The organism is Sinorhizobium sp. M4_45 (genome assembly GCF_002885915.1).
GTDB lineage: Bacteria > Pseudomonadota > Alphaproteobacteria > Rhizobiales > Rhizobiaceae > Sinorhizobium > Sinorhizobium meliloti_A.
Map to the genome: position 1 here is coordinate 166,451 of NZ_NWVE01000010.1, position 13,733 is coordinate 180,183.

12 protein-coding genes and 1 pseudogene are annotated in these 13,733 nt (G+C 57.3%); 7 read left to right on the forward strand and 6 right to left on the reverse strand.

Annotated features, from left to right (window positions below; all coding sequences use genetic code 11):
- Window position 1: 1 nt before the first annotated feature.
- Window positions 2-198 (reverse strand): annotated as a pseudogene (locus CN933_RS24890) (hypothetical protein).
- A 315-nt stretch (window positions 199-513) separates the two neighbouring features.
- Window positions 514-735 (reverse strand): heavy-metal-associated domain-containing protein, encoded by a 222-nt coding sequence (locus CN933_RS24895; protein WP_102762740.1) that lies wholly within the window; start codon window positions 733-735, stop codon window positions 514-516.
- A gap of 556 nt (window positions 736-1,291) precedes the next feature.
- Here CN933_RS24895 and CN933_RS24900 point away from each other — a divergent pair.
- A complete protein-coding gene (locus CN933_RS24900) occupies window positions 1,292-2,137 on the forward strand; it encodes a glycosyl transferase (protein WP_102762741.1) in 846 nt (281 codons plus the stop codon).
- A 20-nt stretch (window positions 2,138-2,157) separates the two neighbouring features.
- Here the strand turns inward: CN933_RS24900 and CN933_RS24905 are convergent, their stop codons facing one another.
- Together CN933_RS24905 and CN933_RS24910 are read right to left on the reverse strand one after the other, a co-directional pair.
- Complete coding sequence (locus tag CN933_RS24905; RefSeq protein ID WP_102762742.1) at window positions 2,158-3,129, reverse strand: mitochondrial fission ELM1 family protein; 972 nt, start codon at window positions 3,127-3,129, stop codon at window positions 2,158-2,160.
- A 57-nt stretch (window positions 3,130-3,186) separates the two neighbouring features.
- Window positions 3,187-4,101, reverse strand: a complete 915-nt coding sequence (locus CN933_RS24910) for a glycosyltransferase family 92 protein (RefSeq protein WP_102762743.1) — start codon at window positions 4,099-4,101, stop codon at window positions 3,187-3,189.
- Between the two features lie 150 nt (window positions 4,102-4,251).
- Here CN933_RS24910 and CN933_RS24915 point away from each other — a divergent pair, with 150 nt between their 5' ends.
- From CN933_RS24915 to CN933_RS24925, 3 genes are all read left to right on the forward strand, one after another.
- The gene (locus CN933_RS24915) at window positions 4,252-5,082 is read left to right on the forward strand and encodes a 3-deoxy-manno-octulosonate cytidylyltransferase (protein WP_102762744.1); all 831 of its coding nucleotides are present in this window, start codon (window positions 4,252-4,254) and stop codon (window positions 5,080-5,082) included.
- A 39-nt stretch (window positions 5,083-5,121) separates the two neighbouring features.
- The gene (locus CN933_RS24920; protein ID WP_102762745.1) at window positions 5,122-5,853 is read left to right on the forward strand and encodes a membrane-anchored protein; all 732 of its coding nucleotides are present in this window, start codon (window positions 5,122-5,124) and stop codon (window positions 5,851-5,853) included.
- Between the two features lie 63 nt (window positions 5,854-5,916).
- Window positions 5,917-6,816 (forward strand): glycosyl transferase, encoded by a 900-nt coding sequence (locus tag CN933_RS24925; RefSeq protein WP_102762746.1) that lies wholly within the window; start codon window positions 5,917-5,919, stop codon window positions 6,814-6,816.
- A gap of 132 nt (window positions 6,817-6,948) precedes the next feature.
- Here CN933_RS24925 and CN933_RS24930 read toward each other — a convergent pair whose 3' ends face one another.
- On the reverse strand, window positions 6,949-7,638 hold the full coding sequence (locus tag CN933_RS24930) for an LPS glycosyltransferase (protein WP_018098610.1): 690 nt from the start codon (window positions 7,636-7,638) through the stop codon (window positions 6,949-6,951).
- 317 nt (window positions 7,639-7,955) lie between these two features.
- Between CN933_RS24930 and CN933_RS24935 the strand changes: the two genes are divergently transcribed.
- A complete protein-coding gene (locus tag CN933_RS24935) occupies window positions 7,956-9,449 on the forward strand; it encodes an ArnT family glycosyltransferase (RefSeq protein ID WP_102762747.1) in 1,494 nt (497 codons plus the stop codon).
- On the opposite strand, the gene CN933_RS24940 is transcribed toward CN933_RS24935, so the two are convergent.
- The gene (locus tag CN933_RS24940; protein ID WP_245425167.1) at window positions 9,425-10,162 is read right to left on the reverse strand and encodes a hypothetical protein; all 738 of its coding nucleotides are present in this window, start codon (window positions 10,160-10,162) and stop codon (window positions 9,425-9,427) included. The genes CN933_RS24935 and CN933_RS24940 overlap by 25 nt on opposite strands.
- A 278-nt stretch (window positions 10,163-10,440) precedes the next feature.
- Between CN933_RS24940 and CN933_RS24945 the strand changes: the two genes are divergently transcribed.
- Together CN933_RS24945 and CN933_RS24950 are read left to right on the forward strand one after the other, a co-directional pair.
- A complete protein-coding gene (locus CN933_RS24945) occupies window positions 10,441-11,430 on the forward strand; it encodes a KpsF/GutQ family sugar-phosphate isomerase (protein WP_102762749.1) in 990 nt (329 codons plus the stop codon).
- 113 nt (window positions 11,431-11,543) lie between these two features.
- Complete coding sequence (locus CN933_RS24950) at window positions 11,544-13,577, forward strand: acyltransferase family protein (protein ID WP_102762802.1); 2,034 nt, start codon at window positions 11,544-11,546, stop codon at window positions 13,575-13,577.
- Window positions 13,578-13,733 lie beyond the last annotated feature (156 nt).

Below are 13,733 nucleotides of genomic sequence, written 5' to 3' on the forward strand. Positions count from 1 at the left end.
TCTAGGCGCCGCCGAGCGTCTCCGTGTCATCGAACGCGGTTCTTTGCCGAGTTCTGATTCATCTTCAGTTAAGGCGAGATAACCGTGACTGCCTAGCCAGTCTCGAACGATGAGACGAAGGGCATCTTCCCGGTTAACCGCGTATTCAGCCATGAAGAGCTGAATTCCGCGTTCTGATTCTTCTTCGAGGTAAGTCATCGAGCTGCCCCTGTGTTGCCGGTGTCGATCAAACCGAAAATCCAATCACATGACAAGGCTCCCGTTGTGGGCCTTTTTCTTCCACGCGCTCGTGATTCCGTGATTCCATGCAATTATCTCAGGGCACTCTGACGGAACTCTTCTCGACCAGAGGGATGGCGAACGTTGAAGTCGGCAACCTTGCAGCATGTCGGAGCGATCTCCTCCGGGTCTGCCGCCCTCTCGCTCTCGTCCAGCCGAGTCAAATTCCGCGCGGACTGGGCGTGCTTTGAATTCCGTCACAGCTGCGTTTCGATTGTTTCGGTTGCCTGTATATCAATCGACATGGCTGCAGCAGGACTTCTTGAAGGACGCCCGGTAACCAGCATCTTCAATCGCAGCGATGAATACATCGGATCCGATCCCGGATTCGATCGAGGCGGTTTTCGCCTCGAGATTGACGGCCACCTTGGCCTGCGGGTCGGCGGCTTTGACGGCCTTCTCGACCGTGGCGGCGCAATGTCCGCAGGTCATGTCTTCTACGATGAGGTGATGCATCGAAAGTCTCCTTTGATCTGACTTGACTGAATGTGGAGATTCCAACGATGGCAAGGTCAGGGTGTGCTCTACAATTCTGTCTGTGTACCTCTGCTGATGGTGGCCGGAACCAGAACCGGCGAGCCAAGGAAAGGAAAATCGATGCAATGCGGCCGATTGAAGGTAACGCTGTGCCCCAAAGCGGCCGTTAAGGTCCACAGCCGGTCGCGAGCTGCTGCTCCAACGCGTCAAGGCGGCTTTCCGGTGAACTCGACGGAGCTGAGATTGGATACTCCAGCGTCGATTTCCAGCCGCGAACTGGACAGTATCATTTGGTGCAACGCCCGCGTTGACGGCGAGAAATCACTTGTAAGCATCGAACCAGGCGCGGCAGCTGCTCGTCACTTCTGCGTGGATGTATTGGCGAATTTCGAGCTGCCAGCGCCTTGGCGAAGGCGCGGCTTGCAAGTAATAGGGTCACGATGGTCGCGCTTATTCACTCTTTGTGCCCAGTTCGGCACGCCTGCGAGCGGATTGAGGATCGACGGCTGCAGGACATGTGCAGGGAACGGAGCAAATGACTACAAGCGTTTTGGCAGCAAGTGGCGGCGTCAAGCAAGTCATCTGCATCAATTGGGGCACAAAATATGGGGCTCCCTTCATTAACAGGCTGTACGCGATGGTTGCTCGCAACATCACGCCGCCTTTTACCTTCACCTGTTTTACCGATAATCGCGCAGGTCTGAACCCGGCGATACTTTGCGAAGACTTGCCTCCACTCGATGTAGAGCGCATGCCGACCAACACGAGAGGCATATGGCCCAAGGCGCGGCTATGGGGGCCGACCCTGGGAAAACTGAGGGGGCCAGTGCTTTTTCTCGATCTGGATCTCGTGATCGTGTCATCGCTGGACGTTTTCTTCGAGACAGGGCGGGCGGATGACGTAATTCTGGCGAGAAACCAAACCACCCCCTTTGAACGTCTTGGGCAAACGTCCCTCTTCCGCTTTCCCGTTGGCAAACTCGCGCCGCTGCAGGACAAGTTCCGCTCCGACCCACAGGGCGTCGCCGACGAATACCGGTATGAGCAGCGCTTCGTGAGCCGCAACGCGCCTGGCGGGATAACGTTCTTTCCAAGAAAATGGGTTCTTCATTTTCGTCAGGACTGCCGCTGGCCATTTCCACTCAATTACTTCTTTGCGCCAAATCTGCCGCATGAGGCACGTGTCGTTATTTTTCCGCGCGGTCTGCAGCCACAGCACGCAATAGAAGGCCGATACGGAACGAAGCGCCCCCACGAGACAGCGTTCAAACACATAGCGGGCGTCTTCGATGCGAAGCGAAGGAAGGATAAGGGCGCGCTACAATACTTGCGACACTATATCCGTCCGACGCCCTGGGTGGCGGAGCACTGGCGGGAATGACCGTGCAGCCCCCGTAGGCCTTACGGGCGGGTGATCCGGGAACGGATTACCGAGGCGATGCGGCGCGTCTCATCGAGGGGTTCGTAGCTGTAGGGTTCGATCCTTCCCTTAAACGGCCGGGTCAGCTGCAGCGTTTCATGCAGGTCCCGGTGATAGCGCTCGAACTTCTCCAGCCGCGGCCCCTCGACGGGGGTCAAATCCAGTGTGTAGACCGGCTTGCCCGTGGCCAGAGCCTCGCACGGCATCGTGATCGAGTCCTTTGCGATGACGAACGCGTCGGCGGCGGCCATGTAGTCGAGATAAGGGTTCTCGCTTCGTCTGTCCCAGACCGCGATGTTGGCGCTGTTCAGTGCTGACAGAGCCTGCTGCGTGTGGTCTTCGGATCTGCGTGAAACCGACACGACGACGCGCCAGCCCTCTTTGTCCAACTGCTCGATCGCACCCTTTATGTTCCGGTGAGTTCTCTCGTCGTAGACATATGCGCCATTCGAGCCGCCGACGAAGACGGCGGCTATTGGGCGTCCGTCCGGCGACAATCGTCTGCGTGCGGCATCTCTGAGAGGCGCCAGTCGCGCCCAGGTAATCTGATGCGGTACTCCGACCATCGAATGATAGTTCGCCCGCCGGTCCAGTTCCTCGACCCAATCGTGACGAGAGACGAAAACGAGATCATATCCTTCGATGCGCGGGCGTTGGAGATGGACGGTGAGAGGCTTGCCGCCATAGGCCGCTTTGATGTCGAGGACCGCCGGTTCAGCGCGGAAACCGCAGGAGATCACGAGCTCGGGACGCGGTTCCCTTTTGCGAAACAGTCTGGGTTCGAACAGCTTTCTCAGGCCGCGAGTCCGACTGATCAGCTTTACCACCGGTTCCTGATGGAACTCCTTTCCAACGCCGAGGCACTGCGTAAGCGTTCCCGCCTTGCTTTCCGCCACAGCCCACACACAGTTCGTGCTGGGCGTTTTCACCATTCTATCGACGTTGTCTTGCAAAGCTGAGCTCCGATGTGACGCTTGTTTTCTTTCGCCCGCGCCTCGCGCGGCTTCAAATCACCGGCCGAGGTCGATCCCGTTCTCTTCGACGAATTCGAGCATGCTGCGGTCTTCGACAACGTTCGCTTCGATATACTTGATCGTGGCCGACACCTTGTTCCGGTATTTCTCTGCAGATCCGTCGAAGGACCAGCCTCTTTCCGTCTTTTCCTTCAGCTCCTCCATCGACTTCGCATAATAGTGATTGAGCTGAATGAACTCGGCGGAGTAAAAATCGGCAGCCTTCCGCCCTCGTCGCGATGCCACTTTCCCCGAATCATTCGCCGTCCTGTCGCCGTGGGACCTTGTTTCGAAGTGATGCACGCCCACTTTCGTGACTTCGACCGGATCGACGATGCATTTGAAGTTGCTTGCGTCGAGGCTCTGCCGCATGGGGTCGGAGACGCGCATTTTATAGTTGAGGCACACAGGCCCTGCCGGTCGCGAAATATGACCGCTATGGCCGAACATGTGCCAAGGCAACGAGATGTTGGGAAAGTCACCTGCTCCTCGCAAGGCGTCGTCCAGTGTTCGCCCGTTTTTCGGCAGGAGAAACTCATCGACGTCGATGAACGCCATACGCTCGAAGCGGCTGCCAAAATTCAGGATCGCATGGGCGAAAGCGATCGTCTGCCCGTTCAGGAACTCACCGCTTCTTTCGTCCCGCATACGCATCTTCCAGGGCACGACGGTCAGTTCCTCGCGGGCCAAAACCCGTTGCAGGATATCGAACGTCCCATCGGTCGAGCCGTCATCGTAGAGGCAGAAATGGCGAACGCCGACGCCTCGGTGAAAACGCACCCATTCCTCGATGTAGCTGGCTTCGTTCTTCACGCAGGCGACGATCGCGATCCCTTGCCGGCCGCGGTCGCCCGGCGGAGGAGTGATCGCAAGTTCTCTCGTAAGATGTCGCTCAGCCTTTATTTTGAACATATACATCCCTTGGTTTTAAAAACATCGAGCCGGTGGCTTCTACTTCGAATACATCGCCTTTATAGAGGGTGGGAGCCGAACTTGGAATCCAGGCTTGGCAACATCGAGAGGCCGCGGGCTCAAAGCACGCCAGGGTTGGGACGAGCAGGCATGGACTTTCCCGCTTCGGGAGCGACGGAGAATTTGGCGACGCCTGAGCAATGGCGGGCCCTGTTTTCCAGGTTTTCACACGTTGTCCTCGTTGCCAACAGTGACGAGGTAAGCGTGAAGGAACTCCAGGAGGAATACCCTGGGACGGCCCTCTTCGTGTTCTTCAACAAGGTTTACAAAATCCTCGATGAACAATTTTCCGGCAACTCCCTCCTGATATCGCGCGCTCAGCCACGAGGCGCCAACATCGTATATCGAAACGAGGTCGCCGACGTCGTCAAGCTGCTCGCGCCCCAGAAGTTCCTGGGCATCATGAACATCCGGCTGGCGGAGATCGAGAGGCTGAACACAAGCGCGGATTACCTGGGCACGCCCACCGGCCACCTGGATCTGGTCGGCTTCTGCGCAGACTTTTACCCGAAGGACAAGGTCGCCACGAGCGGCTTCGCCATGGCCCTGTGGCTCGTGAACCAGTCGCTTCCGGCTGAAATCGTTCTTGCAGGGTTCTCGGCGAAGCGAAGCGACAAGTGGCGGGTTGTGAACGTCCACGACTGGACTTTCGAGCAGGTCTTCCTGCGCCTCTTCGCGCGTGTCGGCAAGCTGACGATGCATGGCTCCAGGCCGGCCAACAGTTACATGACGCTTGCCTCCCGCTTCCCGGAGCTGCCCGCAGCCGAAATCTCCGCGACGATCGCAGAGGTCCTGTCGCTGCGTCTGAGCCAGACCGATGCGCAAGTGGACAAATTGATTTCCCTGACAAACGCGTTTCGGTCCATTGACGAATTTTTACGTCGGCTGAAGCCGAAGTTCCTAAAGAAGACCAAAGCATAGCAGCATCGAATTTCTGATATCGATTTGTGGTGAGGATAAATGGGGTCATGGATTTCCGATGCGCGTAAGCGCATATATCGAAATCTGAAGTACCGTATACTGCGCCCGGATCCGCCGGCTGCCCCGTTTCGGTTCGACAGCCCCGTCGTGGTTGTCGGATCCGCGCCCGTCTCCCACAGGCCGGCGGGATTGGACGGCAGCTTCAGGATCATTACCGTGAACGGCTCGCAATCGGTCATCGGCAAGTGGGGCGTCGATGCGCCTGACATCACGATGATGATGTTTAACCAGGTCGAAGGTACCACCCCCAACGCCATCGAGGTGAGGCGCGTCCTGAAAGGGCAGCGTACAGGGACGCTCTACGTATTTCTCTGGCGCAAGGACGATCGCGCACGCCTGGAGGAAGGTTTGCGGGCGTTCGACTATAAATACGATCGACTGGAAATCGTTGATCGATACGAGCGAATGGCGCTGCTGGATCGTGTGGCTGACTTGCGGTCCCTTGAGATCGACGCCGATTCCAAGTGCTCGAACGGAATGAATGCGGTTCTTTTTGCCCTGTACAACGGAGCACCCGCGGTCATCATTACGGGAATAAACCCGAACTCGAGCGGTCACGTCTACAACGCAACGGGTTTGACGCGTCTTCATGTTCAGATGGATAAAGTCCTTGTTTCCAAGTTGATGAGTGAGGGCTGCCCGATCTACACGGCGGACCCCCCGGTTTCGGAAGAATTAGGCATTCCGTTGTGGAGCGGCGCAAGCCGCTAGTACTTTGCATATTTGTCCCTGTTTCGTCGTTTTGCTCGCTCAACGCCTGCGTTAGAGAAATCAATGATTTCAAATCGCCCCTTTTCACGTTCCTGCATCAAGATCGCCGTTCGGCTTCTCCTGGGTCGTTCCAGGGCGCATGTCCAAGACTGGTTTCCCGGATTGAAGCTCGAACTTGCAAGCGCTGATCGAGACGGCACGATCCAGTACCGCGGCGAATTGGTAGGACGTCTCACGAGCCCCTCGCACGCCTTGGAAGAAAGGCCGTCCAATGTGCTTATCGTCGGCTCCGGCCCCTCGGTCGCCCGATGCGATCTGACCCGCGCAGACGGGTCTTCGTGCCTTCTCTTGAACGGCGCGTTGCACCTTTTCCCCAGCGTGATAGCAAAGCCTCTGGCGATAGCAATCGAAGACGAACGGTTCGTATGGAGACACTTCGATCTCGTGAAGCGGATTCCTGCCGGATGCGTCTGTCTGCTGTCCGTGAGCGTCATAAGGGCGATCTGCGAGCTGGATGGCACATGGCTGCGGGACAGGCCGGTCGTATTGATCGATAACGTGCGAAAGCCGTACGGGGTAGCACGTCGGGACACCGCGGAACTGCGCAAGCTGCCGTATGTGCGGCTGAGCGAGGACGGCGACGTCGGCTTTTCCGAAGACCCTTTGGCCGGCATTTTCCAGGCAGGCTCGGTCGCGGTTTCAGCCGCACAGTTTGCCGTCGCCTGGAGGCCCCGCTCGATCGGTTTTGTGGGGATAGATCTCAGTAATGCCGATGAACCGAGGTACTACGAAACAACCGACAAGGCCTATTCGGGAATCGTCGTCGCCCAAAAGCGGATCGTCGATCATTTGGTCATGGCACGCAGCATAGCCGCCGAAAGCGGCATTGAGGTCGTAAACCACTCGCCGGTCTCGGCCCTTGTCGGAATGGGGTTCGGCTACGACGCAAGTTTCGCTCAGTGATGCTCCAACGCCGGTGATGCTCTATCGCCAAGTGGTTTTCTGACGAAAGTCCATCGCCGGCGCATCGGCACGTGAGACGACGATGGGACGGGCAACCGCCCCCGATGAAAATGGCTTATGGGTGTCGAGCGATTAAGCCGAGCGCTGCGTTACATGAAGAACACGATCACGTGCAGCGAACCATTCCTCGGCGTAGTCATCGTTCTTATATTCGTCGAAGTAAGGTCCGCCATCGGTGAAATGGACGAGCTTTGCATCCGGCGAATATTCGTACTCGTTTACAAGCCAATTCCAGCTCGCGGGCAGTTCGCCGATCAGGTCGTCGGAATCCAGCCACTTGAACTGATGCAGCTCCAGCCCGGTAGCGGTATTGACGTAATCCAAATCGAGCTTTCGGCACTTGGCATTGTTGAACAGGATCACGCTCGACCAGTTCTTCTTTTCGTACTTCGTTTGGACCTGGCCCAGAAACTTCGTTTCGACTTTCGGAACGTAGTCGTGTTTTACGCACATCGCTGCGTAGCGATCGTCTCTCAGTTCCCACAACTGGGCGATATCAGTCCGCATCAACATGTCGCAATCAGCGAAAAGGGACCAACCCTCATACCGGCTTAGATAAGGCACGAGGAATCTGGAAAAGGAAAACTCTGTAGATTGGAGAGGATTCCGCTCGCGCGTGAAAATCCTGTCGACGTTGTTCAGGGATATCGGCGTGAACGTGACCGGGATGGAGCTCTTTTCCAAAATACTTTGGCAAAGAACATGATAGGCGACGACTTCCTTACTGTCGAAGCCGATGTAAATATGAGCACTTTCCGTCATTAAACCTCCGATGACAGGTAGGCTTCAAGCGCGCTTGGCAGCCGCGAAACGACTCAAACTCACTTATTTGCGTATAAGCAGCTTTCAGGTGTAGCCAAAAAAGGCGGCGCCGTGAAGCCTCGTGTAACGGATAACGTTCTCTCGCCGGCAGCGACCGCTTTCCGGCCCCATCGTCTCGTCCTGATGAAGCGAAACGATGTGTTTGGTGGTTCGCGGTCCTCGATCGGGCCTCTGGCAATTCCAGCGAACTTCGCCTAGTAGCTTGTCGCTGGTCCGCGATATTGCCACCAGCATGGGCAGGGACGATGGGGAGAGGAATGCGCAGCCTCCTGGTTCGAAGACCGGATTTCTTATACGTTCTGATTGCCGGTTATTGCCTGCTCAGCATCATCCTGAAAATCCTGCGCCCGGACTCGCTCGAGATCGACGAATCCGAGCAAGCACTGCTCTCACAATATCTGCTGCTCGGATACGGAGCCCAGCCGCCCTTCTACAATTGGCTTCAATATGGAGTGGTGGCCGTATTTGGTATCTCCGTCGCGTCGCTGACCATCGTAAAGAACGGTCTTCTGTTCCTCTTCCTTCTGTTCTACGGGCTCACTGCCGGTGTCCTCTCCAGCAGTCGGCTCGGTCCGGCAGTGGCGGTACTAGGCGTTCTGACACTGCCACCGGTTTTCCTTCTGTCACAGCGCGACTTGTCCCACACCGTCGCCGCGCTTTTTGCGGTGTCGCTGTTCCTCTACGGCTTTTTCCGCGCTCTGAAGAACCCACCCAACCTTGGCAATTACCTGCTAGTCGGCGTTGCCGTGGGGCTTGGGGCACTTTCGAAATACAATTTCGTGATCCTCCCCGCGGCGGCACTGCTCGCCATTCTCCCAGAGGCAAAGCTGCGCAAATATCTCTTTGACTGGCGTGTGCTCGCTTCCGTTGCGGTTTGCGCGGTGATCGTCGCACCCCATGCCTACTGGGTCGTCAACAATCTTGGACATGCGACTGGTGTCACTGTCGCTGAAATGAAGGAGGGGGCGGACAGCGCGATGCTGCCGCACGCGATCCAAGGGCTTGTTTCGCTCGCAGTTGCAAGCCTCAAGGGCGTCGCGCTGACCCTTGCCGTCTTCGGATTGCTCTTCTACGCGGATCTCAGGAAGATCCTTCTCGCCGAGAGCCTGTGGACGAGGGTCGTCGGCAGAATGATTCTCGCCTGCTTCCTCATCATAGCGATTATCGTCGTTGCAATGGATGCGACCCACATCCGTGCGAAGTGGTTGGCGCTTTTTACTGCGCTTCTCCCACTTTATCTGACGTTGAAAATCGATGCCGCCGGTCTGGACCCTGCTCGTCGTCTGCCTGCACTTCTTTCGATCGCGGGCGTCCTCTCCGTCGGCGTAATCGTAATGCTTTGGGCAAGGGTTTTCGTCGGTCCGATAATCGGCGACTATTCCTTCGCACATACGCCCTTTAACGGGTTCGCCCAGCGTGTGCGCGCTGAGCCCGGCCCGCCGCCGGTCGCCATCGTGGTCGACGACAGGATCGTGGCGGGTAACCTCAGAATTCAGTTTCCCGACACGCCGATCATCCTGGCGGGAATTTCTCAGGAGGCGGAAAGACGTCTTCCGGCAGGCCGAATTTTGGCGGCCTGGTCGCCCGAAGGCAGGGGACGAGAAGAGATTCCGCCTCGCATTTCGGCTCTACTGCAGCTCATGCCCGCAACAATTGCCGGCTCGAAGCCGACGATCGTCTCGGTTCCCTACAACGCTGGACGCCCGGGCGACGTATACACGTTTGCCTATGTTTGGGCGGACGTCCGCTGACGCCGATCCGGGCCGATCGGGGTGCCCGGCTTGACGGCGAGGTCGCCTTTATCGCGAATGAAAGGCAGGCCGATATGCTCGGAGAGTTCCAACTCGGTCGTGTAGACGTTTCCTCGATCTCTCAACTGCGTCAGAACGAAGGTGTCTTCGGCAATCTGCCTCCGAATTCTCCCCTTGTCGTCGTAGGAATGGCCCATCTTGGTGACTGAGAACCCCGCCAGCGTCACGGACGGCACTCCCATGAAAAGAGCGTAGCATAGCGCGGCAACTCCGTTCGTCACCTTGCCGACTTCGCCAATATCGGGGGGAAGTCCGCCGCTCACGGCCTCGACGATCGCTTCGCGCTCAGCTTTGGTGGCGCGCATCAGGCTCTTGTAGCGAACTTGCGGCATTGCCAGAAGTTTCAGGTACATCACCCAGATAGACTTTGTATGAAGCCATAAAAGACCCCTCGTCCTTACATAGGGATGCTCTTCCCACGACTTCTTCCGCTTTCGAAACGTCAAATCGGCGGGTGGGAGACCCAGTGCATTGGCCGTCTTGCCTGCGTTATTGACGTCGACGCGTGCGCAATATCCAATCAGGTCTGGCGGAATCGTGGGGGAGGGCGCCGAACCGAGAATGAGCCACGGCTTATCGATAATGCCAAGTCGCGAGAGCCAGCGGCGGTGCTTTTCTCGCAGTTTTTCAAGCGCTTCAGCTTCAATCGTCATCGCGAATTCCATTGAGCAGGTAGGCAGGCGAGATTCACTTAAGGAACTGACATCTTATGTCTCGCACAAGCCAGCCTACGTGTCCATTCGCCGCCGGTTCTTCGCCTAGAAGGGAGTGAGCCGGTATTGCAATTCTTTCAATACTCCGTCGCCACGCTTCAGAAAGCGTGGAAATACCCGTGCATCGCACAATTTAGCCATCTTGGTTTGATTTCGAAGAATTCAACGGTAAGCGACGCCATTAGCACCGGTCGTCGATAATTACGGGCAGACGAGAAATGAACGTGGTTGTAAGTGACCCAATACTGGCGTCGATCAGTCGTACGATCGCCACTGCCGCCGACGGGATCAATGCCCTGGCGGCCTGTCTGGAGGATGATGCGGCCTTGCGCCGTAGTTTTGTCGACGCCGTCGAACTCGTCGCCTCCCAGCGTGGGCGGGTCGTTGTTGCGGGTGTTGGCAAGAGCGGGCACATCGGACGCAAGATCGCCGCGACGCTTGCTTCTACCGGAACATCCGCCTATTTCGTGCATCCGACGGAAGCAAGTCACGGCGATCTCGGCATGATCACCGCGCAGGATCTGCTTATTCTGCTTTCATGGTCCGGTGAGACCGTGGAACTCGGGAACGTCCTCACTTACGCCAAGCGCTTCAACGTTCCGGTCATTTCCGTCACGTCGAATTCCGGCAGCACAATCGCTCGCAACTCCACGATCCCGCTCGTCCTGCCGAAAGTGCCGGAGGCATGCCCTCATGGTCTAGCCCCGACCACGTCTGCAATGCTGCAGTTGGCGGTGGGGGATGCTCTCGCAATAGCCTTGCTCGAGCGCAGAGGGTTTTCGGCCGAGGATTTCAAGACCTTTCATCCGGGCGGCAAGCTCGGCTCGCAGTTGCTGCTTGCCCATGAGCTGGCTCATTCGGGCGAGGCTGTGCCACTTTTGCCGATCGGCAGCCCGATGAGCGAAGCGGTCATCCAGATGTCCTCGAAGGGCTTCGGGGTCGTCGGCGTCGTTGGTCGCGACGGTGAGCTTGTCGGTGTCATTACCGACGGCGATTTGCGGCGCCATATGTCACAAGATCTTTTGCTCCTCACGGTCGAGACAGTGATGTCGCATATGCCTCGCGTGATTACGCCTGGAATGCTGGCAAGTGCGGCAATGGAAATGATGCAATCGCAAAAGATCACGGTGCTGTTTCTGGTCGATGATTTCGGCCGGCCGTCGGGCATCTTGCACGTCCACGATCTTCTGCGTGCCGGCGTTGCCTGAAGACAAATAGTGCGGCCCGGAGATGGTTGACGAGCCAGCTTCCGAGGGGGAGCACACCGTATGATCTAACGTGGACGTCAAATGCCGCATTGGCTTGGCAGTCCATCACGGAAATGGGAATGCGCTTGGCAGTAATCCACCGAGACTTCGAGTATCGCCCGGACCTGGACGGTTTGAGAGCTGTGGCGATCCTGCCTGTGCTCCTGTTTCACGCAGGCTTCACTTCGTTCTCCGGCGGATTCGTCGGGGTCGACGTCTTTTTTGTCTTGTCCGGCTATTTCATGGCCAGGATCATCCTCACCGACCTCGAGCGCGGCAGCTTCAGCTTTTGGGCGTTCTATGTTCGGAGGATGAAACGCATCTTCCCGGCATTGTTCTCGATGATTGCCGTTTCGGCCGTTGCGGCATGGTTTTTACTGATGCCGCAGGAGTTTCGGTATTTCGGCGATAGCGTGCAAGCCGCTGCCGTATTCACTTCGAACATCCTGTTCCGCAGCGAGAGCGGCTATTTCGATCTCTCGTCAGAAATGAAGCCATTGCTTCATACCTGGTCCCTGTCTGTGGAAGAGCAGTTTTACCTGATTTTTCCCATCGCGGTTTTCCTTGCCTTCAAATTCGCACGTAAGCACATTCCCGCAATCGTTTTGACGGTGGCGCTCTTGTCCTTCGGGGCAAGCACTTGGGGGATCGTGCACTCGCCGGAAAAAGCATTCTACTTGCTGCATTTTCGCGTTTGGGAGTTGCTGATCGGGGTCCTTGTTGCCATTGCTCCTGCGTCGAATTATGGGCCTCGCGGCTCCCAGGCATTGGCGGCACTCGGGCTGCTGGCCGTTTCCCTGGCCGTTTTCGGCTATTCTCCCGACACGCCCTTTCCTGGTATTTATGCCGCAGTGCCCTGCCTCGGTACGGCCCTTGTGATCCACGCACATTGTCGAGGCGGAGCGATAGCGGGCTTACTGGGTAATCCCGTTTCGGTCTTCATCGGACGCATCTCATACTCCCTCTACCTCTGGCATTGGCCCGTAATCGTGTTCTTGCGCTATGGCCTTGGCCACGAACTGACAACCGGTTGGGCGCTGACCGCCGTGGCGATGTCCTTCGCGCTCGCATACATTTCATGGAGGTTCGTAGAGCAGCCCGCGCGGTATGGCGTGCTGGCATCCTCGCGCGTCGCGATCGTCGGCGTGAGTAGCGCTGCTATTTCTTCTGCGGTCGCCTTCGGTTTCATCGTCAATGATTTGGAAGGCATTCCCCAAAGATTGCCCGAAAACGCCCGAACGCTCTACCAGGCCACCTATGATGAGAGCCCATTCTCCTCCAAGCGGTGTTTCACCGATTCAAATGGGGAAGGTCTGAAACCGGTTCAGATAAGGAGAGGGGAGATCTGCCGGGTCGGGCTCGAGACTGCGGGCGAGCCGCGGTTCCTCGTATGGGGAGATTCTCATGCCGCTGCGATCGCTCCTGCTATTGACATTGCCGCTCGCCAAATGGGTTTACCGGGCATGTTCGTCGGGCGTGGATCGTGCCCGCCCTTGCCAGATACGGATTTCGGTCCTCCGGGCGCTGTCAAGAGGTGCATCGATCACAATTCCGCAGTGATGTCGCTGATCGAGAAGAGAAAGTTCGCCTTCATTTTCATGGTGGGGTATTGGCCCAAGTACGTCCACCGAGAAGAGCTTCCCGGTCAGGGCATCTTCTTTGACCCTCGCGTCGTACCCTCCCGCACGGATTGGTCCGTTCCGGTGAGGAAGGGACTTGATGCGACTTTGACCAGTCTCGCTCGGCAGGGATCGAAGGCTGTTCTGGTGATGGATGTGCCTGAGATGGGTTTCGACGTTCCCGAGGCCCTCGCACGAGCGGCTGCGTCTGGACGCTCGCTCGATATCGCTCCTTCTCTTGAATACACCAACAGGCGCCAAGCCTTGGCCCGCCGGGTGTTGGCGGATGCGGCCAGATCGAGCGGAGCTTTGGTCGTCGATCCGATGCGCGCAATCTGCGACGCCTCCAGGTGTCATGCCATGCGAGAGGGCACGGTTCTCTATAAGGACGGAGATCACCTGTCGGCGAAAGGTGCGGAAAGTCTCTCGGCACTCTTTGGTCCCGTGTTGAGCAGAATGCGGGAGAGCGTCCAGGTTTCGAATCGCTGAGTCGGCAGCGGCCGGTACTCGTCCGCACGTGAGACAGTTCTCCGTCACCCAGGAAATTTTGGATACTGCGCCGCGATCATTCTTATATTTCGTATACTGTAAACCCCAATTGCCACTGACAATCCCCGCTGTTAATCTCCAGTCAAGGTGCAATCA